This is a genomic window from Commensalibacter communis (genome assembly GCF_947179105.1).
Classification (GTDB): domain Bacteria; phylum Pseudomonadota; class Alphaproteobacteria; order Acetobacterales; family Acetobacteraceae; genus Commensalibacter; species Commensalibacter communis.
Genome location: NZ_CAMXCK010000001.1, coordinates 427,534 through 450,940, shown reverse-complemented (window position 1 = coordinate 450,940; position 23,407 = coordinate 427,534). Strand labels below are relative to the sequence as shown.

22 protein-coding genes and 3 tRNA genes are annotated in these 23,407 nt (G+C 36.5%); 7 read left to right on the top strand and 18 right to left on the bottom strand.

Features of this window, described 5'->3' with window-relative positions:
- The first annotated feature begins 117 nt into the window (after positions 1-117).
- Positions 118-726: a hypothetical protein gene (locus tag PQG52_RS02125; protein ID WP_271827679.1), complete on the top strand. Its 609-nt coding sequence runs from the start codon at positions 118-120 to the stop codon at positions 724-726.
- A gap of 37 nt (positions 727-763) precedes the next feature.
- Here PQG52_RS02125 and PQG52_RS02120 read toward each other — a convergent pair whose 3' ends face one another.
- On the bottom strand, positions 764-1,195 hold the full coding sequence (locus PQG52_RS02120) for a hypothetical protein (RefSeq protein ID WP_271827677.1): 432 nt from the start codon (positions 1,193-1,195) through the stop codon (positions 764-766).
- Positions 1,196-1,217: 22 nt separating this feature from the next.
- A complete protein-coding gene (locus PQG52_RS02115; protein ID WP_271827676.1) occupies positions 1,218-1,739 on the bottom strand; it encodes a hypothetical protein in 522 nt (173 codons plus the stop codon).
- Between the two features lie 435 nt (positions 1,740-2,174).
- Here PQG52_RS02115 and PQG52_RS02110 point away from each other — a divergent pair, with 435 nt between their 5' ends.
- Complete coding sequence (locus PQG52_RS02110; protein WP_340222226.1) at positions 2,175-3,455, top strand: O-acetylhomoserine aminocarboxypropyltransferase; 1,281 nt, start codon at positions 2,175-2,177, stop codon at positions 3,453-3,455.
- 263 nt (positions 3,456-3,718) lie between these two features.
- Here PQG52_RS02110 and PQG52_RS02105 read toward each other — a convergent pair.
- The 3 genes from PQG52_RS02105 to PQG52_RS02095 form a co-directional block, all read right to left on the bottom strand.
- A tRNA-Gly gene (locus tag PQG52_RS02105) sits at positions 3,719-3,793 on the bottom strand.
- Between the two features lie 63 nt (positions 3,794-3,856).
- Positions 3,857-4,744: a DUF2806 domain-containing protein gene (locus PQG52_RS02100; protein ID WP_271827675.1), complete on the bottom strand. Its 888-nt coding sequence runs from the start codon at positions 4,742-4,744 to the stop codon at positions 3,857-3,859.
- 239 nt (positions 4,745-4,983) lie between these two features.
- The gene (locus tag PQG52_RS02095) at positions 4,984-5,934 is read right to left on the bottom strand and encodes a LysR family transcriptional regulator (RefSeq protein WP_271827674.1); all 951 of its coding nucleotides are present in this window, start codon (positions 5,932-5,934) and stop codon (positions 4,984-4,986) included.
- A gap of 72 nt (positions 5,935-6,006) precedes the next feature.
- Between PQG52_RS02095 and PQG52_RS02090 the strand changes: the two genes are divergently transcribed.
- Positions 6,007-7,017 (top strand): zinc-binding alcohol dehydrogenase family protein, encoded by a 1,011-nt coding sequence (locus PQG52_RS02090; protein ID WP_271828169.1) that lies wholly within the window; start codon positions 6,007-6,009, stop codon positions 7,015-7,017.
- A gap of 38 nt (positions 7,018-7,055) precedes the next feature.
- On the opposite strand, the gene PQG52_RS02085 is transcribed toward PQG52_RS02090, so the two are convergent.
- Positions 7,056-7,130: transfer RNA gene (locus PQG52_RS02085), tRNA-Gly, on the bottom strand.
- Positions 7,131-7,357: 227 nt separating this feature from the next.
- Between PQG52_RS02085 and PQG52_RS02080 the strand changes: the two genes are divergently transcribed.
- Together PQG52_RS02080 and PQG52_RS02075 are read left to right on the top strand one after the other, a co-directional pair.
- Positions 7,358-8,326 carry a thioredoxin family protein gene (locus PQG52_RS02080; RefSeq protein WP_271827673.1) on the top strand — a complete coding sequence of 323 codons (969 nt, stop codon included), beginning with the start codon at positions 7,358-7,360 and terminating at the stop codon, positions 8,324-8,326.
- A gap of 85 nt (positions 8,327-8,411) precedes the next feature.
- Complete coding sequence (locus tag PQG52_RS02075; protein ID WP_271827672.1) at positions 8,412-8,627, top strand: Trm112 family protein; 216 nt, start codon at positions 8,412-8,414, stop codon at positions 8,625-8,627.
- A 7-nt stretch (positions 8,628-8,634) separates the two neighbouring features.
- Here the strand turns inward: PQG52_RS02075 and PQG52_RS02070 are convergent, their stop codons facing one another.
- The 3 genes from PQG52_RS02070 to PQG52_RS02060 all read right to left on the bottom strand — a co-directional run bounded on the left by PQG52_RS02070 (position 8,635) and on the right by PQG52_RS02060 (position 12,597).
- A complete protein-coding gene (locus PQG52_RS02070) occupies positions 8,635-9,675 on the bottom strand; it encodes an FUSC family protein (protein ID WP_271827671.1) in 1,041 nt (346 codons plus the stop codon).
- A 59-nt stretch (positions 9,676-9,734) separates the two neighbouring features.
- Entirely contained in the window at positions 9,735-11,321 is a 1,587-nt protein-coding gene (locus PQG52_RS02065) for a Do family serine endopeptidase (RefSeq protein ID WP_271827670.1), read from the bottom strand.
- Positions 11,322-11,475: 154 nt separating this feature from the next.
- Positions 11,476-12,597, bottom strand: coding sequence for an OpgC family protein (locus tag PQG52_RS02060; RefSeq protein ID WP_271827669.1), 1,122 nt, complete (start codon positions 12,595-12,597; stop codon positions 11,476-11,478).
- A gap of 164 nt (positions 12,598-12,761) precedes the next feature.
- Between PQG52_RS02060 and PQG52_RS02055 the strand changes: the two genes are divergently transcribed.
- Complete coding sequence (locus PQG52_RS02055; protein ID WP_271827667.1) at positions 12,762-13,958, top strand: Mrp/NBP35 family ATP-binding protein; 1,197 nt, start codon at positions 12,762-12,764, stop codon at positions 13,956-13,958.
- A 3-nt stretch (positions 13,959-13,961) separates the two neighbouring features.
- Here PQG52_RS02055 and PQG52_RS02050 read toward each other — a convergent pair whose 3' ends face one another.
- From PQG52_RS02050 to PQG52_RS02035, 4 genes are all read right to left on the bottom strand, one after another.
- A complete protein-coding gene (locus PQG52_RS02050; RefSeq protein WP_271827666.1) occupies positions 13,962-14,321 on the bottom strand; it encodes a hypothetical protein in 360 nt (119 codons plus the stop codon).
- Positions 14,322-14,395: 74 nt separating this feature from the next.
- A complete protein-coding gene (locus PQG52_RS02045; protein WP_271827665.1) occupies positions 14,396-14,896 on the bottom strand; it encodes an NADAR family protein in 501 nt (166 codons plus the stop codon).
- A gap of 272 nt (positions 14,897-15,168) precedes the next feature.
- A tRNA-Ser gene (locus tag PQG52_RS02040) sits at positions 15,169-15,259 on the bottom strand.
- Positions 15,260-15,319: 60 nt separating this feature from the next.
- Positions 15,320-16,297, bottom strand: a complete 978-nt coding sequence (locus PQG52_RS02035) for a bile acid:sodium symporter family protein (protein ID WP_271827664.1) — start codon at positions 16,295-16,297, stop codon at positions 15,320-15,322.
- 130 nt (positions 16,298-16,427) lie between these two features.
- Between PQG52_RS02035 and PQG52_RS02030 the strand changes: the two genes are divergently transcribed.
- A complete protein-coding gene (locus PQG52_RS02030) occupies positions 16,428-17,375 on the top strand; it encodes a hypothetical protein (protein ID WP_271827663.1) in 948 nt (315 codons plus the stop codon).
- Position 17,376: 1 nt separating this feature from the next.
- Here the strand turns inward: PQG52_RS02030 and PQG52_RS02025 are convergent, their stop codons facing one another.
- The 5 genes from PQG52_RS02025 to PQG52_RS02005 form a co-directional block, all read right to left on the bottom strand.
- Complete coding sequence (locus PQG52_RS02025) at positions 17,377-17,844, bottom strand: DUF805 domain-containing protein (RefSeq protein ID WP_271800901.1); 468 nt, start codon at positions 17,842-17,844, stop codon at positions 17,377-17,379.
- A gap of 30 nt (positions 17,845-17,874) precedes the next feature.
- A complete protein-coding gene (locus PQG52_RS02020; RefSeq protein ID WP_271827662.1) occupies positions 17,875-18,345 on the bottom strand; it encodes a hypothetical protein in 471 nt (156 codons plus the stop codon).
- A 160-nt stretch (positions 18,346-18,505) separates the two neighbouring features.
- Positions 18,506-19,405 (bottom strand): LysR family transcriptional regulator, encoded by a 900-nt coding sequence (locus tag PQG52_RS02015; RefSeq protein WP_271827661.1) that lies wholly within the window; start codon positions 19,403-19,405, stop codon positions 18,506-18,508.
- A gap of 157 nt (positions 19,406-19,562) precedes the next feature.
- Positions 19,563-23,039 (bottom strand): transcription-repair coupling factor, encoded by a 3,477-nt coding sequence (gene mfd / locus PQG52_RS02010; RefSeq protein WP_271827660.1) that lies wholly within the window; start codon positions 23,037-23,039, stop codon positions 19,563-19,565.
- A 24-nt stretch (positions 23,040-23,063) separates the two neighbouring features.
- Positions 23,064-23,357 (bottom strand): succinate dehydrogenase assembly factor 2, encoded by a 294-nt coding sequence (locus tag PQG52_RS02005; protein ID WP_271827659.1) that lies wholly within the window; start codon positions 23,355-23,357, stop codon positions 23,064-23,066.
- Positions 23,358-23,407 lie beyond the last annotated feature (50 nt).

Sequence of the window (23,407 nt, the reverse complement as noted above, 5' to 3'; positions counted from 1 at the left end):
ATTATTTATTATTGACCACCAAAAACAAATTTTACCGAATGACAATATGCTTCTATGTTTCGGAATAAAATAAAAATAATTTTAAATGTAAATTAATATTAACTTCAAGGAAAATTCATGTCCAACCAATCCCCAGCATCGCAATATTACATTAGTTCAGCATTCCAAAATCCAGAATTTGTTCAACAATTATGGTGTAAAGAAGATAAGATTTCTTCTATCCTATGCCATGCAGTCAAAGAATGCTCGGTTAATAACAGCGACAGCCCTTTGAGTATTTGTTGTGATTACTTGATTGATTATATCTGTGTTTGTCTTATTAACAAACCCTCTGATTTCATCCATATTTTTCAAGATTTCGAAGAGGCAGAAGATAAAACAACCTTTATGAACCTTTATTTTCAAAACTACTTGGTGCATTCAACAGTCACGAATGCTTTGTTATCTAATCATAAGATCATTGAAGCCATTGGGGATTATCATTCTTGGATTGAATATCCATTAAAATACAGAGCAACCAAACTTATTCAAAATGCACCAGCTGGTTCCTTGACAACTAATGATCTGTTTCCAACAGAGCTTGATTTACCTCATGAACTAAAAGATTATTTACTCAGTTGTGCCTATGCCGAAAATAAATTGACAGAAACAGATATAATTTATTTTAAAACTAACTTTGCACGTTCTTATGAAATGTTAACACAGGCCAAGCAAGGCAAGAAATGAAGAATTAAATTGGATGCTATCGATTATTTAAAATATCTTAAAGTAAACATTCTATTTCTTCGAGTGTTTTTATTAATGAATTATCATCAACGAATAAATATCCTTTCAGGGAAATGTCACTACCAATATAATAAAAAAATTCAAATTCAATTAAGCGCTTAAGCTCATCATTTTTTCTTAAACTAGGAAAGTTATTTTTATCTTGATAGATTTTTAAGGAAATAACTTTATTTTGATCAACCAACAAAACATAATCTTTTTTATTGTTTAAAAGTTGCTTAAGATCAATGTGAAACTGCTTTAATGCGTCATAATTAATCACAACATTTTTTGAGGTAAACAGGCATTCAAATTTTGTAAAATAGACATGGCAATTAATCGTATCACCAGCTCCCCAATACTCTTTATTCGTATTAAAATCTATAATATCAAATTGAATCAGCTCACGCTCACATTCTATTTTTATCATTTTCTATTATCCATTATACAAATTATATACTTTGATAACAGTTTATTAATGCTTGTTCTGAAACTACCAAGGATCCCTTAAAAAATAGCTCCCCATCCTCACTACAAAAAAAAGGGTAAGGATCATACATTTCAAATTCAATTATATAATCTGATGAATCTTTAATTGTTTTAATTTCTATAAAACTATCAGGATTTAGAAATGAAAATCTGCAACAATATTTAATATCCTTTAGGTATGCTATAGGCGATGGACTAAACCAAGAAGGAGCCATCATTCTTAAGGACTGTTTAAACCATGAATCAGGTTTCTGATTTGATGCTTCAATTGCTCGAAAATGACGACTATTTAAGAGTAGTTCCCTCAAATCATCTTCAAACCGTAAACATGCTGGACGATCGTCATACATGATATCTTTATATATAAAAGTAATATCATTATTTTTGAAACAAAAATAATCCTCATCCCCATCGGGCAAATCCCATCTTTCTCCAAAAAAAATAGTTCCGTCTTTCCCTTTAATTTCAAAGATTTTTTGTTTCATCTTTTTCTTTAATTCCTATCATTTTTCTTCACCCACTAAAAACCATTAGTGATACAAATTTACCAATGTATCCTCTCAAACTAATAAGGATAAGTAAAAGTAAAATTAAATTACATAACCTGAAGATTCATGAATTGCTTTAACTTCGCAAGTCAAAAATCCACCATAAACGAACTAAGGGCAACTATTCATTGATATCCTTCGATGACTTCCCTTGCAAAAAGCAAGTCATTCTTTGTAAGTTTAACCTTTTTAAACTCTGTATCTAATTTTTTTAAAATAACTTTTCTAGCTGGGAAAAAGGATTATTCAGTTTCATCGTTGTAAAAAGAAACACAATTGATTTTGTCATTTTATAATTTTTACATATAAAATATTTACTTTAATATACACTAAAGAACTTTCTCACTTACACTACATGGAAGGGAAATCATAGTGAAAGAAAATGCAAAATTCGAAACCTTATCTGTGCATGCTGGTGCCACACCAGATCCAACCACAGGCGCACGGGCGACACCTATTTATCAAACAACTGCCTATGTTTTTGAAGATGTCGATCAAGCAGCAAATCGCTTTGCCCTCAAAGACGCTGGGAATATCTATAGCCGTATCACCAACCCTACCCAAGCTGTTTTAGAGGAACGTATAGCCGCTTTGGAAGGTGGCACTGCTGCTTTGGCGACTGCATCAGGTCATGCTGCAGAATTCTTGACCTTTCAAACCCTAATGGAGCCAGGAGATAATTTCATTGCTGCACGCCAGCTTTATGGTGGCTCAATTAACCAATTTGTGCATACATTTAAATCTTTTGATTGGCATGTTCGCTTTGCAGACGCAGATGATATTTCAACATTTGAATCCCAAATCGACGATCGCACTCGTGCTATTTTTATTGAAAGCTTTGCCAATCCAGGCGGAATCATTGTTGATATTGAAAAAATTGCCGCAATAGCACGAAAACATAATATCCCTTTAATTGTCGATAACACGATGGCGACCCCTTACCTTGTTCGTCCTTTTGAACATGGGGCAAATATTGTCGTGCATTCTTTAACCAAATTTATTGGTGGTCATGGCAATTCTATGGGTGGGATCATCGTTGATGGAGGCAATTTTGATTGGAAAAAATCGGGAAACTATTCCAAAATTACGGAACCTCGGCCAGACTATGCAGGTCTAGTTGCCAGCGATGCTTTTGGAAATATGGCTTTTGCTTTGACCGCTCGTATTCTGGGAATGCGGGATTTAGGACCTACCATTTCCCCATTTAACGCTTTCCTAATTTTGACGGGTGTAGAAACTTTACCACTAAGGATGCAGCGTCATTGCGACAATGCTCTTGAAGTTGCCAATTTCTTAGAAAACCATCCAAAAGTCTCTTGGGTGTCATATCCTGGATTGAAGAATAATCCTTATCATATTTTACAACAAAAATATGCACCGAATGGCGCAGGCTCGGTCTTTACATTCGGGATCAAAGGTGGATATGATGCTTGCGTCACATTTGTTTCTAAATTAGATCTGTTTTCATTATTAGCAAATATTGGGGATACGCGATCGCTAGTTATTCATCCCGCATCTACAACACACCGCCAATTAACGGACGAACAAAAAATAGCTGCTGGTGCTGGGCCTGATGTAGTACGTTTGTCTATTGGTATCGAAAATGCCGTTGATATTATCGCCGACCTTGAACAAGCACTCGCTGTTATATAATTAATGTTATGATTTGCCGATATAGATCAATAGTTTAGATCGGCGAAGACTAACTATTTCAAAGAGAATAATTTTTGTCTCAACAGTTTGATTTCTTGCAAAAATTTTGGAATATCTTGCCAAGCATGAGCAATAAAATCTTGATCTTCAATCGTTAGAGCCAATATAATATTGAAACAATTCAATGAACATAAATATTTAAAAGATTGCTAACTTATAAAGAAATACTTAGAGATTGCTTTATTATAAAAGCATAAATAAATTGGAGCGGGCGATGGGATTCGAACCCACGACCCCAACCTTGGCAAGGTTGTGCTCTACCCCTGAGCTACGCCCGCTCTTAACGTAAAAGTTGTTTACGACATTTTTAAAAGAGATGCAAGAGGATAATTATTAAAATATTACTTTATCTCATTTTGAGGAACTTTCTTAAACCCCTGTTCTTCTAACTGAGCAACAAGATAGTTCAAATAATCCCTATCCATTTCAACAAGGCATAAATTATGTAGTTCTTTTCCTAATTGTGTTAATTGACATGCAGGCATACATAATTCTTGATTTCGATTATCATGTGTAAAAATATAAGCATTTCTTTGCCCATTATATTTTCTGAACATTAATCTATAATAGTTAATCTCTTTTACAAAAGTTGGAGGATATGTCATTTGAAAGGTTCCCTCAGCACCATTAAGTAAGCCTAAAGACTGCATATCCAAAAAAAAATCTAATGATAATTTAGAATTTAATATTTTGCTTCCATAATCATATGACCTATTAAAACTACGAGCTATAACCTCATCATTTAAAACAAAACTAAAAAGTTTTTCTATTTGCTGCGCCTCTTTTTGCGACAAGTTTTTGATAAATTCTAACGTTCTTAATGAATGCTTCCCTGGAGACTTAATTTCTCCTGCAAGAATCCTGCCCCATAATTGTTGGATCTCTTCCATGGTTGTATTGGATGCAACTTCTCTAAAACGATCAATCCAATCTTGTTCAACCTGTTCTATTGGAGGCTCTGTTTCATCTTTTGATAAAATATCGGCAGCTATATCAATTGTTTTGGCAAAATTAACTTCTTTACGAAGCTCTCTACACACTATATTTTCAGTTATATTATTATGAATATATTTGGCACATTCTAAATATGGCTCTCTTTTTTCTTTTTCTTCTACATCAATTGTCGCTAAATCTTGAGTTACAAGTCGTTCTAAAGCATTAATATCTATACTCGTATTGGTTGTATCTTGTTTTAATAAATTAATACGTTTTTCTGTTTGAGTAGCCATTAATTTTTCTAAGGTTTCTAGCTTTAACTTTGCTTTTCCATCTCTTACGATAATCCAAGGTCTAAAAAAGCTCCTCCAGATTTATCTAGTGTTAACCATATTTGTTCTAGCAATTTACTATAAAGCATAAAATTTACCTTATCATAGGATCATCAAAATAGTGTTCCATATCTCTATGAAATCAACAACTACAAATATATTTTGATAATGTTACTATATTAGTAGTAAAAATTCGACCATTACCTTAAAATTCCTTTTGATTTCATATCATTAATTGATTCTTTACATTTTTGCCGAAATAAATCTCTTAACAAATGAACGGCTGGAGTAATGGAATGCTTGCTGGGACAAACTAACCATAGCTCAGCAACATCTTTTGTAAAATCAGGTAAAATGGGAACTAATCGCCCAGCCAGTAAATCTTCATACATATCTAATGCTGATTTAATCACAATCCCTTTGCCTGCAACGCACCATTTCCTGACCACATCACTGTCATTCGCAAAACGTTTGCCCTTCATCTTTATTTTGTAATTCTGTTGTCCATCAGAAAATTTCCATTCATCATGCACAACCTCATCGAGTTCATAAAACAATCCTTGATGGTTAATCAGATCATCAGGATGTTGGGGATTACCATATTTTGCAAGATAATCAGGCGCCGCACACATCAAACGGGACGCATCACAAATTTTAAATCCGTATAAATTGCTTTGGAGAGAAGGAGAATAACGCAATGCCACATCAATCGCATTACGATACACATCAATATTGCTATCACTCATATGGATTTTTAAAATAATTTTAGGATGTTGATCCATAAATTCATCTAGCCATTTTAAGACCAAATTTCTTCCTAAGTCAGAAGAAATCGTTATGCGAAGTTCCCCTTGAATCTCGGCATAATCTTCCTCAATATCTCGTTTGGCTTTCGTTAATAACTGCAATGCTTGTTGGCATTGAGGTAAATATTTTTCACCCGCTGTCGATAAGCGTAATTGTCGCGTCGTTCTGGTAAACAGCTCAGTTCCCAGATGATGCTCTACCCTTTTAATCGCCGCACTGGCAGTTGCTGGGCGAATATTAAAATGATCCGCAGCAGCCGTAATACTGCGCAACTCTGCGACTTTGATAATAATTTGTAAATCTTCTAACTGCATATTTTCAAAAATAATTTGATAATGTTTCAAATATTATGCTGTTTATCAAAGAAAAAACAAGTTTTATATTCATCTATAACACATCAGTTATAGGAGATTATGATGAAAGCCATTGGATATAAAACCTCTCTACCGATTACAGAACCTGACGCATTAATCGATATAGAGCTGCCAAAACCAACGGCCACAGGGCAGGATTTATTAGTCAAAATTCACGCAATTGCTGTTAATCCTGTTGATTACAAAGTCAGACAACGTGCTCAACCTCAACCAGGGCAAATTAGAATATTAGGATGGGACGCTGTTGGTGAAGTCGTCGAAGTTGGTTCTGAGGTTCAAAATTTCAAAATTGGCGACCAAGTCTATTATGCTGGAGATATTACAAGGCAAGGTTGTAATGCAGAATATCAACTGATTGATGAACGTCTGGTTGGTAATAAACCTTCAACGCTGAGCAATGCGGAAGCAGCAGCACTCCCTTTAACGACGATCACCGCATGGGAAATGTTGTTTGAGCATTTTCAATTAAATACCTCAAACACACAAAATACTTCAGAAAAAGAGATCTTGTTAGTTATGGGGGGTGCTGGTGGTGTTGGCTCTATTCTTATTCAACTGGCAAAATTACTCACTCACGCAACCATTATTACTACCGCATCCCGTCCAGAATCTATCGAATGGGTCAAAAAATTAGGCGCTGATTATGTCATTAATCACCATCGATCCATGAAAGGACAACTCGAACAACTCGGTATTCAAGCAGTGACCCATATTGCCAGTTTACATAATACCGAACATTATCTTGATCAATTTCAGGAAATTATTCGTCCATTTGGCAAAATCTGTATGATCGATGATCCGATCACTTGTGGCACTGCGTTCTTGGAACAAAAAAGCCTGTCTTTGCATCATGAATATATGTTCGCGCGTTCAACCCATAAAACAGATGATATGATTAAACAAAGCCAATTATTAAACACAGTGTCATCTTTGATTGATCAAGGAAAAATAAAAACTACTCTAGGAAAAATTAATGCTAAGAATCTTAAAAAAGCACATACTCTTCTTGAAAACCAAACAATGATTGGAAAAATTGTGTTAGAAGGCTTTTAAAATTATCTTTCTGGAAAATCGCTTCAGATTTGTTAATCTGGAGCGGGCGATGGGATTCGAACCCACGACCCCAACCTTGGCAAGGTTGTGCTCTACCCCTGAGCTACGCCCGCTTTATATTGCGTAAGTTGCTTGTAAGAGATTCTTAAAAACCTTGCAAGTGAAAAATAATAAATTCTAAAAAATTATTTTTATTTTTGTTTCTCTATGCCCTTATTGATATAATGATACCTAACACTTTATGATTGAATTGTAATAATAAACATTTCTTTCTTTAAAGACCTTATAAAATTTATATCATTCAAATGTACCTCATTTATATACGGGATACCATAACTCTATGACGTCTTTTAACAGCCCTTCCACTGCACAGCTTTTATCAGAAGATGGCTCTGCAGTTGCTTCGTCTTCATCCAATCCAAATATGATTATTGATGGCAATCAAAATAACTTTATGCAAGAAGTATTGGACGGCAGCAAAACCATCCCTGTTTTGGTTGATTTTTGGGCGGATTGGTGCTCTCCTTGTAAACAATTAACGCCTGTTCTGGAAAAAGTTGTCATCGCAGCCAAAGGTCGGGTTAAACTTGTTAAGCTTAACGTTGATGAAAACCAAGCCTTAACACAGCAATTGATGCAAGTTGGATTGCCAATGCAATCTATTCCTGTTGTTGCTGCTTTTTGGCAAGGCCAAATTGTTGATTTATTCCAAGGCGCTCAACCTGAAAGTGCTATTCAAAAATTCATCGATCAAGTGTTAAAAGCAGCAGGCAGCGCTATGCCTAGCGAAGATTTTATTGAACAAGGCAAAGAATTTCTTGAAAATCATCAGTATGAAGAAGCTATGGGTGCCTATTCTCAAGCCCTAGAACTGGAGCCAGAAAAACCAGAAGCTTGGGGTGGAATGATTCGTGCCTTATTAGCACATTCTGGTCCAGAAGCAGCCCAAGAAGTTATTGAGCAAGTCCCTGAATCTTTACAAGAAAATGGTGAAATCACAGGTGCAAAGGCAGCCATTGATTTAGCCATTGAAGGTCAAAAAGCACAAAGCGAGTTCCAATCTTTCCTTGACAAAGTCAGCGCCAACCCCGACGATCATCAAGCACACTATGATCTGGCAAGTGCCTATAATGCTGCTGGAAAACGTAAGGAAGCTGCGGATGAATTATTAGAAATCGTTAAAAAAGACCGAAGTTGGAATGATGAAGCCGCAAAAAAACAACTTTTACGCCTTTTCGAAGCATGGGGCTTAGACGATCCATCAACCCTAGAAGCAAGAAGACGTTTATCAAGCCTTCTATTTTCATAATATGACTATAGAATGAAGCAAATTAACAATTTTGCTCTATTCTACAATTTTTCTGCAACCCATTATATTGATTATCAAGGTTCACATGACAGAACAACCATCATCTCCCCCTATTGATCCACGCTTGCTCTCAGTTCTAGTATGTCCATTGACAAAAGGCCCTTTGATTTACGACAAAGAAAAAAGCGAACTCATCAGCTGCAATGCTGCTTTAGCATATCCCATCAAAGATGGGATCCCTGTGATGTTAGTTGACGAAGCAAGGCATTTAACAGATGACGAAGTAAATAAATATAAATAAATTTATTCTAAGAAGAAGCTCTCAGCTTTTTGGATAACATAAAAACATCATGCCCGAGAACCAGATCATGGCACAATGCTTCCAGTGTAAATTGAATGGTTTTTGGGCAATTTTCTTTAACTTCCTTCAAAATAGGTTCTATCATGGCTTCAAAATCATTGACTGCTTGGATGGAACAAAAGAATGGTTCACTATGATCTGCTTGCTCGTTGCATAGCTGAATAAATCTTGCAAAAACTTGATTTAATGATATTTTCAAAATATTCCTTGTTTCATCAGGCAACATCCGATGATATTCATCCATTGCTCTGGCAACAAAGATGCTATCGCTTTGTAAACGTCTTAATAGTGGATAAACTTTGACCAATGTCGGATCTGAATGCTCTAACGTATAATTTGGATGTTCTTTCCGTGCTTCGGCGATTTCGCTGGCTAAGTCACGTAATTCAGAAGCAACATCATCATTCATTGATTCAACTTCTTCCCATATAATATGAGACGTTAATACAGAATGCAGTAATATATGTAGCTTATCGAAAGCTACTTTGGCATGAATAAATGCATTGCATCGCGCCTGAGGACGTAAGATAAAATAACTGGCAGCAAGAGATGCAATAACCCCAACAATAATGGCTATTATACGGTCAAAAGGACGTTCAAACATCCCACCAGGAGAAGGAAATAAAAATACCACTGCTAGAGTAACCACTCCCAAACGCATAGAGGGTCGCCAAGCAACCAATGCAACCATCGGAATAATCACAATCGTAAATACAATCAAAGACGGCCACTGTGAATAATTCTCTAAAATAATGGCAATTAACCCAGCCACTCCACCTATCAAAGAACCAACGATTTGATCTCGACTGGTTTGAATAGTTTGCACTATACGACTTTGGGTTACAATGACCGAGGTAATTAACGCCCAATAAGGTTCATGTAACTTGCAAACATAGGCTATTAAACTAGACAAAGCAATTGATAGCAATAAGCGCAGACTTTGTTGCACAGCTGAGTATATTTCACGCTTTTTAAGGCTATAAAACATGATGGTTCGCATTTATAAAAATCATTTCTTTATTTGTGCAATACTCAAAGCAAAACACATTATTTTTTATTATCTTGCATGGGAACAGCAACCCAACGCATAGCGTCACCGCTTTGAATCAAAAGTAACATCGTTGGTTTTCGTTGATTTTTTTTCTTCGCTTCCTGTTTAAACAAAGTAACTTCTTTTTGTAACTCAGTAGCCTGAGTAATATTACTTTTATTTGTTCCAATGATCACATCTCCGACTTTTAAATCGCTTGTATTTTTGCCTTTATGACTATCAACTTTAACAATTACAATTCCTTGTTGCTTTTCAGAAAGATTATATTTTTGTCTTAAAAGATCAGTCATATTACTAATTGAAACGCCTAGATCTTTTAATAAAACAATTTTTTCTTTTTCTTCTTGGATATCATGATGAGGATCAGGTTGTACATTACCATCATCGGGTAAGCTTTCAATGACAATAGGTAGAACAATTTGTTTTCCTTGCCTTAAAACCCCGATTGATGCTTTGCTATTCGCGGTCATTTGTGCAACCAGACGAGGCATCGTATGTGCGGTAACATTACTTCCATCCAGCGTTTGAATTACATCTCCAGCCTTAACTCCCGCTTTTGCTGCTGGGCCTTTGGGATCGACTTGTACCACCAAAGCCCCCTGAAAGGGTTGAATATTCAAACTGTCTGCAATCGTTTCGCTAACTTCTTGAATACGAATACCCACCCATCCTCTGGCTACTTTCCCAGTTTTTTTTAATTGATCGATAATTCCCTTAGCTTCGTTCGAAGGTATTGCAAAGGCAATTCCAATAGATCCTCCAGAAGGAGAGAAAATCGCAGTGTTAATCCCAATAACCTCGCCTTTCATATTGAATAAAGGGCCTCCAGAATTTCCTTTATTAATCGGGGCATCTGTTTGAATAAAATCGTCATAGGGTCCTTGCTCAATATCACGACCACGAGAAGAGATAATACCCGAGGTCACCGTGCCCGATAACCCATAAGGATTACCAATAGCTAATACCCAATCCCCTACTCTTGATTGATCACTATTACCAAAAGAAGTTGCTGTTAAGGGGGTTTTTGGATTTATTTTTAATAAAGCTAAATCCGTCCGTTCATCCACACCTTTCAAGGTGGCTTTCAACATGTGATTATTTTGTAATGTTACCGTAATTTGATCGGCATCTTTAATCACATGATAATTTGTTACAATCCATCCTGCTGGATCGACTACAAATCCTGATCCCAATGCTTGTAAATGATTATTTCCATCATCAGGAACACCGCGATTATTCATATAATTACGGAAGAATTTTTCAAATGGTGAATTAGGATCAGGTGCCGCATTATTATCATCATCACCTTCATCACTATCATCCTCTTCATCATCGTCTGTCGTCTGACCAGGTTTTACTACTTTGCTTGACGAAATATTTACCACGGTTGGTAATAATTTATCCGCTAAATCGGCAAAACTGTCGGGTACACGTTGTGAACGGCATATAAGTTCTGTTTTGTGAAAAAAAGGAAGAGAAAAAATAGAGGATTGTGCTTTAACTTCTGAAACAGGGAATAAGCAAGTTGTTCCTATAAACAACAAACAATAAGGCTGCATTAAAAATCTTTTGCGCATTTTCATTCGCATATTTTCCTGTTCAGATTAATAATAATTGATCATAAAAAAACCTACATGCAAAAAGAACGTAGGGTAAATACTTTAGCTAAGATCTCTTAAATGTAAACCATCAAGAAAATAATTTATGAAGAGAATTAGAGTATCCTCTTCATAATTTCTAAAGAATATTTGTATTTAACCTTGCTTTCAATTTGGCTCTTTTTTTATCCAGATGCAGTGCTAAACAATATAAAAGAGAAACACCCATACAATTAACAATAAGTTGTAACCACAAGCTGGTTCCCCAACTTGCAAACATTAAACGCCCCCATAGATCAAACACTGTGCTTAAAGAAAATATTTCAAGAGAATGACGACCATATAAGGCTAGAAATTGACCGACTTTCCCTTCGGAAAAGCGTTTTGCTCTCTCAGAGGATTGCACTAAATAAAAGATAGCCACTACATCTAGCAATCGTAATGGTGATAAATATGCCTTAGCTGGAACAGGCACATGCAATATCCTTAAATCAGGCAAACCCCAATATTGCCAAGGAAATGCCTCAAAAAAGGAAAAAAGTAAATAGAGTGACAAAAACCACTTTAACCATATATATGCCGGAAAACTTCCTTGATGCTTACCTGCGATAATGGCTCCATAAATCCCAATTGTAAATAAAAATTGCCAAGCAAATGGATTAAAAAACCAACCATCTGGATCTAACCAATTGGGGAAATTGAACCATGGATTAATATTCACCACCAGCCAGACAACAAAGCTAAGCCCAATTGCCAACCACCATCGGCACTTTATCAATAAATATAATAGAGGAAATATACCTAATAAAATAATATAAAGCGGTAAGATATTTAAATTACTGGGTAACGCATCCAATAATAACAAACGCCAAATCTGACGCGCGATGCTATATCCATGCGCCAGCTCGGGTTCTAAAAAATCAACAGGCAATACCCAAAAACGCCGCCATTGATAAATACTCAACAAGCTAATCAGGACAAGTCCCATTTGGAATAAATAAATTTTCCAACAACGATGTAATATCTTTTTGGTAACGCTCCACAAGCCATCTTTTGCTATTTTTCTGCCATAAGCCAGCCATGAGGCATATCCTGCCAATAATACAAATATCTCTGCAGCATCGGCAAACCCAACATTCCGCATCGTAAAACGATTTAATAAATCCTCTGGGATATGATCGACATACATCATAATCAATGCCAGACCTCGCAAGGCATCTATACGATGATCTCTACCTGGTTTGGTTGTTTGAATAGACAACGCTCCAGTCCTTTATCATTAATAGTAAAATTATCTTTCTATATGTGCTTTATAATAGAAATATAAAATTAATCGTAAAAATCTTTAAAAAAATTGTTATATATTATTTCAAGGATCCTTTATGATCGTCTTTATTCCTATTGCCATCTTTAGAAAGTATATCTATGACTAGCCCAAATCCAATTGATCAGCAAACGATTAAACAAACTTTATCTGATTTTACGCTTCCTTGGTCGCCTGATATACGGTTATTAGATGCTAATATTATCGAAAATATAACCATTCAGGGTCAAAAAGTTCACTTAACCTTAAATCTTTCAACTATTCCACCTGATGCGGCTGAACCGTTAAGAGCTAGAATCGAACAGCATTTACAACAGCTTGAAAATGTCACCCAAGCCCGTGTTTTTTTAAATTCAGGAACAGCATCAAGTAAACGATTAGTTTTCCCACCTCGGCAACCAGCCAATACTACACAAGGGAAAAGTACAGCCCCTGCTTGGAAACAACCTCATAAACATCCACCTGCTAAACCTGGCAATAATGGTCCGATTGAAACATTGCAATCAATTGGCTGTATCATTGCCATTGCATCTGGCAAAGGAGGTGTGGGAAAATCTTCTACTGCCATCAATCTTGCTGTCAGCCTTGCTAAGCAAGGGTTAAAAGTAGGGTTGATGGATGCCGATATTTATGGCCCTTCTGTTCCGCATATGTTGGGATTAGAAGGTCAGGTAGAAGTCATCAATCATAAATTATTACCAATGACTGCTTGGGGAATCTCTGCCATGTCGATTGGAATGTTGGTTCCACAAGAACAAGCCATGGTTTGGCGGGGGCCAATGGTTATGGGTGCCGTCAAACAACTTTTATCCGATGTTAAATGGGGAGAGCTTGACGTTCTTTTAATTGATACACCACCTGGCACAGGCGACGTTCAATTAACCCTGACCCAAACAATTCAAATTGATGGCGCAATTATCGTTTCTACCCCTCAAGATGTTGCATTATTGGACGCAAGACGAGGCATCGCGATGTTTCAAAAATCTAAAACGCCAATTTTAGGTATTATCGAAAATATGGCTTATTTCTCTTGCCCATGCTGTAATGAGAAAACTTATATTTTCGGTGAAAATGGTGCCAAAAATGAAGCTCAAACCTTAGGGTTTCCTTTCCTAGGAGAAATCCCATTAATCCCAGCAATTCGTAGTGGCGCAGATGCAGGTGTTCCAATTGTTGCCCAAGATCCAGACAGCATAGCTGCCAAGGCATACCAGGAAATTACTGAATTAATGGTTCCCGTCATTAAACGTCTAACCGTTCAAAGAGCGAATAAACAACAAGAAAAAACTGAAGAATAGTTTCTATTTTACCAAGGATGGTGCAGGACTTGCTGGTTTAAGGGCTACACCTGCCATATAATAACATACTTTATTTTTAGGAAGGTACTGACATAAAGGACCTTCCTTTCCATCTTTGCCCAATATTCCAAACTCGAACGTTAACCCTAAAGCAAGCATCACCGCACAAGAGAGAAACCAGTATTTTAAATAACCCAAATTTGTATATTCATCGGTATTAAGATATTTATCATCCGCAGGAATATCAGAAGGGTCAGAAAAAAAAGACCTTCCCAAAGGTTCATCAGAAGAATTTAATGGCTGACCTGGCAGCTCATATTCATATTCTTCTTTTATTCCGAAATCTTTCTTGTCTTTACTCATTATGGTACCTCTTTAAAACTTGCTAGTGGTTCCTCTAACACACACAGAAGTAATTCGAAACCTTTGATTCATTTTTATATGACACCACATAAAACATCTCTGACACGTGTCACAATATTTCCTAATAAATTTTGTCCTTGCCATTGGTCTTTATGTAGCGCTTTAGGATCAGAGGCATCCAACCCTATTCCCCAAATAGTATCATAGGGTGAGGCCTCTACTAATAAAGTGCCTTTGGATAATGAAAGTCGTTTTAAAAGCTCTGGATTTTGCGAAAATTTCTCGATATTTCCACGAAATACAATATCTACTGATACTGCACTCCATAATGAGGCATTAAAATTAGAAACCTCGCGCCCCAACTTCTTCTGATCAAAAGGAGACTTTGCCAACAGGATTTTCTGTGCGATCTCCTGATCTCCAAAAATCACAGCCTTTTTCCAATGCATCCATTGCTCAGTGCAATTAAATTCTATTCTATCAATAATGAAAGGGCTTTTGTAAAACTGGCTACATTCTGGATGCACTGAATCCTCTTTGTGTCCCCAAAAGAAGGTGAAATCAGAATAATTCATTTTTCTCATCTTTTCTATTTATCAGTTTATATAGGTAAATTATTAGAAGTTGATATAAAAATAATATTAATTATTTTACGACGGTAAAGGTAATTTAAATTAGGGTTATAATTAATTAAACCTGTTTATCAATATCAACAAATATGATTTGATACCAACAAAATTCATGCTTTGAAATGATATAAAATACTACACAATTCAAAGCAAAAACGTCAAAAATGAATGTTTCTCTATATGTTATGCTGTATTATGTGGGGAAATGTTTTGATATATGGCGGAGGGGGTGGGATTCGAACCCACGGTACGCTATTAACGCACGGCGGTTTTCAAGACCGCTGCCTTCAACCACTCGGCCACCCCTCCTGATTTGTAAAAACATTCATATACGATTTTATAGTTCTTTGGCAAGCGGTTTTTTATAAATTAATCTTCTTTTTTCGCAGCCAATTCCTTATCCATTAATTTTGCACAATATTTTGCTAAAATGGCGATAATAAAAAGTTGGATCTGGTGAAAAATCATCAATGGTAGAACAATGATTCCAACCATGCTAGATGGAAAAAGCACATTCGCAATCGGGACGCCTGATGCCAGGGTCTTTTTTGACCCACAAAAAATAATACTAATTCGATCTGCCAAAGAAAATTTTAAAAACTTACTAACAATCGCTGTAATCGTTAAAACCAGGAATAATAAGAAAACATCAATCAACACGACATATATCAATTGATCGATACTGAGTTTCTGCCATAAATGCATATTCACTGCTTCACTAAACGCACTATAAACAACAATCAAAATAGACCCACGATCAGAAAAAGACAGTAAACGCCGATTACGCACCGCCCATTCGCCAATCCATGGTTGTAATAATTGCCCGGCCATAAACGGTAGTAATAATTGGTAGACAATATTAATTGTCCCATCTAATTTCAAATGCCCTTGGCTACTGAAAATTAACCCTGCCAATAAAGGTGTAATAAACACCCCAAGCAGATTAGAAGCTGTTGCAGAACAAATGGCGGCAGGAACATTTCCCTTTGCGATTGATGTAAATGCAATCGAAGACTGAACCGTAGAAGGCAAGCAACACAGAAAAATCACACCACTCCATAATCCAGGGATCAACAAGTGAGGAAAGAAAAAATGTAAACCGATCCCTAGGATCGGAAATAAAGCAAAAGTGCAAAGGAAAATTACTAAATGTAATCGCCAATGCAATAACCCCTCCACCATTGCTTGCCGAGACAGCCGTGCACCTTGTAAAAAGAACATTAACGCAATCGCAATAATGGCCAAATTATCAAAAAAAGCCACACCACTGCCATAACATGGGAATAGACTGGTTAATAAGACAGTCGATAGCAATGAAACTAAAAAAGGATCAATAAATTTGAACATTTTGAAGGGGAACCTTAAATGAAATTATATCAAATGAAAGAAAAACCATAATTCTTGCTTTGATATCTCATTAAATCTCTATATATTTTAATAATTAGTAGCAATCATTTATCAAAAAAATATTATCATCATGAATAAAAAAGCAAATTTACTTACTCTCTTTGGATTATTCGCAATAAGCCATCTATCGGCATATACCGCTCATGCATCACAAACTTGGCAATCTTTTTGCTCTAATGTTACTGTAAATAACAGTTCTAATAGTCCCAATTCTATTAGCGCAACCAATTACACAGTGCAAGCGTCTAATAACCCCGCTATTAAAATGATTGCTCAACAATTGAACACAACCCAATCTAATAAAAATTTATCTACCGATCAACTTCAGAGAATAACAAATATAACCTCTACAGGTATCTTAAATCTTATATTAAATCACCAAATGAAAGATTGTAATAAAAGATATTATACTGATAGCTTAGCACCCTTACTAACCAGCCTACAAAATGGTAATAAGGTAAATTTTACGTGGAATAATATTCGTATTCAAAATAGCAAAGCATCTTATCAAGCAAAAATTTTAGCCGCACAACTGAGTGCGCAGGGTAATAATATTCGTGTTGTCGTTAATTTTTCAGGACTATCGACGGCATCGCAACATAATACGCCTTCTGCTTTTGTTCCTCAACAAGGGACGATTGATATGACAACAACTGCACAATTTTATCCTTTAATTCTTGCTGCAACTAGCGGAAATATGGATACAGCTGCGAGTGGTACATTTCCTGTTAAAATTAATAGCCTTAATGTAAATAATCCAAAAGTAAGCATCACAGCTAATGGCAATGTGACTTTGAATAACAAACCAAACTTAACCTCTGCAAATGGTGTATTGCGTATAACAAATATGCAAGCACTTATTACAGCTAGTAATGAAAGTCAAAACAGTAAGCTCAAAACTGGATTAATTTTAGCAAAATTTGCAGGGCGCAGCGTAGGCAATAATGCTTTAGAATGGGATATTAACTGGCAAGGAAATTTATTCAAAGTTAATAGTGTCCCAATTCCTGTTTGGTAATTTATACGGTAAAAGAGGATTGTGGTGGACTGCCAAATCTTTCATTTTCACTTGAAGGATAGCAAGCCACCAATAATATGAACCACTGACAAACAAAATTAACATACATATAAGGGATCGATACGAATAAAACCAAGAGCCAGATCCAAAACCAAAACCCCCTCAAATTCAAATCATGCAAACGTCTGATACACAAACAAAAAGAAGGTGCCATACTGGCGATAATATAAATCGTAAATAAAAGATAAGATTCTACATATTTTGTATAAAGGTTAATACCATATACTAGCCCTAATTGGGCACTCAACAAAAACAAGACATATGCCACTAAACTATTCATAATCGCAAATGACCAAAATCCAGATCGATTGGTACGTCCTTTGAAGTAAAAATAATGGCGCCATGCATCAATCCATCCTCTTGGTATATTCTTTATAAATAAAAGAATATTACGAATTAGCTTTTGCATTTTGTTGCGCCCTTATTCTATTAAATTATCTTACCAAAAACCGTGACTCCCCATCACTGCCCCCATAATGGTAATACAGCTTAGAATAAGCAATACCCAATGTAATCTTTGTACTAATTTATACGCTCTTTCTGGATTTTCATTAGACATTTGATGTAATTTTTTTTCTAAGAAAAGAGGCTCCAGAACAAAAAGCATCACCATAAATAGAACCCATATTAATAGCATCGCATTCATCCACCAATAAGAGATATGGTGAAAACGATCCCAAGTAGATAAACGCCAAACCATATAAAAGCCTGACATTCCAGTCAATAACACAACAAATCTTGCCTGCCAAGCAAACCGTTCTTCGATTTTATGAAACAAACTTAATCGTTCTTGAATAGGAAAATAACGCCGCAGTGAAGGTAATAAAATCGTCGTCACCATACATACCCCACCTATCCAAATAACGACAGATAGAACATGTATTGCACGAGCGACCACAACATCATACATTTGATGTACCTTGTAAAAAAAAGATATATAAACCTATAATATAGAGCAACAATGGATGTAATAATATTACAATTAATATAATAACTTTATTTGTGAAATATTTTGATGATTTTTATCATCAAGTATCGTCAAGTCAAATATTTTAAAGACAAAGCTAATTTTATTTTTTATTCTGATTTTGAAACATTTTTAAAAATAGAGAAAAAGCATAACTATGCTGACGACGATTGGGATAATATAAATAATATCCCGGAATGTAAGGGCAGCAATCTTCCAATACTCGGACTAATCGACCTTGTTGTATTGCAATACTTACCTCGTCTTCTGGCACATATATAAAACCAAAACCATCTAATGCTGCTTGTAACATTTGTGTTAAAGTATTACAGATTACCTGCCCCTCGACGTTCACTTTGATCTCACGTCGATTGACCTCAAATTCCCAAGCATATAAATTACCTACTGTTGGTAATCTCAGATTAACACACTGATGTTTTAATAAATCTTTTGGCTTTTTGGGAATGGATCTATTTTCTAAATAATGAGGTGATGCAACCACAGCCATACGAATTTCAGGGCTGATTGGCAGAGCAATCATATCTTTATGAACCAGCTCTCCTAAACGAACTCCAGCATCATATTGTTCTGTTACAATATCTTTCAAAGCAAAATCAACATCAATTTCGAGTTTTATGTCAGGATAGTCTTTCAAAAAGCTTCTTAATCTAGGCCACAAAATAAAATTTGCTGCATGCTCATCAGCAGTCAGTCGAATAGTGCCTGCAGGTTGTTGCTTAAATTCAATGACCCTGCTTAATTCTTGTTCCATTTCCTCTACTCGAGGGGCAATATTCCTCAACAACAACTCGCCTGCTTCTGTTGGCGCAACACTGCGCGTCGTACGCATCAACAAACGAATTCCTAAACGCCCTTCTAGGTTTCGCATTGTATGACTTAATGCAGATTGCGACACACCTAACTTAGATGCAGCTTTCGTGAAACTGCGTTCCTTTGCAACACTTAAAAAAACTAAAAGATCGTTAATATTTTTTTGCAACATACTAGAAAAATCCAATCCAAAGTTGTATTCAAGATTTTACAGAGAATATTTATTTTATACATAAATACTCTCCGAAATAAATAAAAATTTAATGATAATAAATAACTATAATAATTATTACACTTAAGTAAAGTATTTTGTAAACATAATAAATTATTTATTTAAAGTTGTATATTTCCCGAAGTTTCTCTAGTAAGAATTGAGTACGTTGTACTCTTTTTGCAAATGGTGTTTCTCTCAAATATACCAATTTACCATCTGGTCGTAACTTCATATATCCCTCTCCAATTCCTGCTACCCATTTAATAAGACCTTCGAGATTTTTAAATTGGTTGTTTAAAAACTGAACCACCACTCCTTTTGGACCAGCATCGACACGCTGAACACCTATTTTTTTACATAATCCTTTTAACTTCACCACTGCCAGTAAGTTAGACACTTCATCTGGAAGATCACCAAAACGATCAATTAATTCTGCGCGCATTGCTTCAATTTCATCTTCATGCACTAAATTACCGATACGGCGATATAACCCTAACCGCACTGGCAAGTCAGTAACGTAGTTTTCAGGAATTAATACAGCCAGTCCTAGCACTATATTAGGACTCCACTCCTGATTTTCAATAGGTTGATTGTCACGTTCTGAACGTAATGATGCGACTGTTTCCTCGAGCATTTTTTGATATAATTCAACACCCACCTCGCGGATATGACCAGACTGTTCTTCACCGAGCAAATTCCCTGCACCACGCAAATCCAGATCATGAGAAGCAAGCGTAAATCCTGCTCCTAAATTATCCAAAGACTGCATGATCTCAAGTCGCTTTTCAGAGTTTTTAGATAAAAAATGGTTTTGTGGCCACGTAAGATATGCATAACCACGTTGCTTACCACGCCCTACTCGACCACGAAGCTGATATAATTGACCCAATCCAAAACGGTCTGCTTTATAAATAATCAGCGTATTAACTGATGGCATATCCAGACCACTTTCAACAATATTGGTCGAAAGAAGAACATCATACTTTCCATCACTAAACTCTGTCATCACACGTTCTAGCTCGGTCGGTGTCAAACGACCATGAGCTTGCACCAAACGTAAATCGGGAATAATATCAATCAGTTGTTCTTGTAATGGTTGTAAATCTTGCAACCTAGGAACGACACAGAATGCTTGCCCGCCTCTGAAACGCTCCCTTTGTAGAGCCTCACGGATTACAACACGATCAAATGGCATAATAAACGTTCTAACTGCCAATCGATCGACAGGTGGTGTCGCAATCAGACTAATTTCCCGCATACCCGTCAAAGAGAGTTGCAAAGTCCTTGGCAATGGCGTTGCAGAAAGGGTCAAAACATGAATATCTTCACGCAATGCTTTTAATTTTTCTTTATGAGCCACCCCAAAATGTTGCTCTTCATCAATAATTAACATCCCCAGATTGGCAAATTGTATTCCTTTGGCCAGTAAGGCATGAGTACCTATGACAATATTCACTGTACCATCAGCTATTTCTTTTTTAACTTGCGTCGCATCTTTAGCGGTTACCATACGTGATAATTGTGCAACTTTAATAGGAAATCCATCAAATCGTTTCATAAATGTACGATAATGTTGTCGAGCCAATAACGTCGTTGGCACAACAACAGCCACTTGAGAACCGCCCATTGCTGCAATAAAGGCTGCACGCAAAGCAACTTCGGTTTTACCAAAACCCACATCGCCACAAATTAAACGGTCCATCGGGCGGCCAGACGATAAATCTTGGATAATATCTGCCACTGCTCTAGATTGATCTTCTGTTTCAATAAATGGGAACCCTGCACAGAACTCTTCCCATAATCCCTCGGGGGGCGTTTCAATAGAGGCTTCTTTCATCAAACGTGTCGCAGCTGTACGCAACAAAGCATCAGCCATATCGCGAATACGGGCCTTCATGGTGGCTTTGCGCTTTTGCCAAGCTGGGCTACCTAGCCTATCCAATGCCACGCCTGATTGATCCGAACCAAATCGACTGAGCAGCTCAATATTTTCAATGGGCAGAAAAAGCTTTTCCTCGCCATGATACATTAATGACAAACAATCATGAGGAGCATTACCTATATCAAGATTAATTAATCCTTGATATTGACCAATTCCGTATTCTTGGTGAACCACCAAATCCCCTTCGCTAATTTCAGAAGCCTCTGAAATAAATTGTTCTGCCCTTTTACGCTGACGATGTGGGCGGGAAATTCGCTCCCCTAATAAATCTTGCTCTGATATTAATGCAAAATCATCAGCAATAAATCCATTATCGACACCCAAAGTTAACAAATTCACAATGCCAGCCTTAGATTTCTCTACCTCAATCCAACGGGCTAACTGTTGGGTTGGAATCTGGTGCTCTTTTAATAATGTTGCAATTCGCTCTCTGGAGCCTTTGCTCCACGCAGCAATAATCACTTTGCGCCCCGCAGATCCCCATTCCGAAACTTTTTTCCCAAAAAAAGCAAAAACATTTTCACGCTCTGATACAGCAAGGCTTTTTGCAAACACAATACCAGGGCGCCCTCCAACATCTACACCCACAGCACCATCAGGTTTTGCAAAAGGGTGAAAAGAAATTATTTTATATGCTGAGATTAATTGATCCCAAGCTTCTTGATTTAAATAATGATAATCCGAAGGCAGCGGACGATAAGGAACTTCGTTTGGTCTGACAGGTTGCTTCCTAGCCTCATAATGATCTGCAATCATTTCCAACCTAGGTTGTAATGCCTCTTCGGCTTGATATGCGAACGATAAAGACAATCTTGGGATATAATCAAACAATGTTTCCATTTTCTCATGAAACAAAGGCAACCAATGCTCAATACCTTGATATCTACGACCATTAGAGACGGCATCATAAATAGGATCATTTGTTGCCGTTGATCCAAATAAATCACGCCATTTTGTTCTAAATCTTGCAATACTTTCTTCATCCAAAGAAAAATCAGCTGTTGGACGCATTATTAACGCGTCCATCGTACCTGTTGAACGCTGACTAATAGGATCAAAAGAGCGAATTGAATCAACCTCATCTCCAAATAAGTCCAGACGGACAGGCTCTTCTTCACCGGCAAGAAAAATATCAAATAAATTGCCGCGTACAGCGAACTCTCCTGCCTCCATCACTGTATCTGTTCGATTATACCCCTGAGAAACAAGGAGTTCGACTAAGAATTCATGATCTAAACTGTCCCCTTTTTTCATATTTAATGCACGTCCAGAAAAAACAGAACGAGGGGCTACCTTCTGTAAAAGTGCTGAGATCGTTGTTAAAACAATTCTGGGCGAAGTAACAGGCTCTAGTAATCGTGTTAACGTTGCTACACGTTCAGAAACAACCCGTTTATTAGGGGAAACCCGATCATAAGGTAAACAATCCCATCCCGGAAAGTTCAAAACTTCCAAACTCGGATCAATGAAATTCAATAAATCAGCAATTCGGATCATATCCGCATCATTACGGGCAACATGAACCAAAGTTTTCTTATCCTTAATAAAACATTCCGAAGCGTGACGTTTTAACAAAAAGGCATCATATCCATCTGGAACACCCCATATTGGCAACAAATTGTTCTGCTGTTTTGATGAGGTATCCCTCATTCTATCTCTCCTCGTTATTAAATCTTATAATTTTGAATGAATAATTTTTGCGAATTCACGCATTTTGTGAAACATTGGAATACCCAATAGTTCAGAAGGAATTTCTTTTGCACCCGTCAACCACAAGGTTAAATCGGTATCATCTAAACTCATAATATGCTCAAGCTCATTTAACTCTCGTTCGTCCATAACTGCAATATGCTGCTTTACAAAGCGACCAATTAACAAATCTGCTTCATAAGATCCACGATAATTCCCTTGATAGATTAAACGACGTTTACGAATTTCTAAATCCGTCATTGTTTCTTTTTGATCCATGATGCAATATACCTTATCTTAAACGCTTTTATGACCTCTAATATAACCGA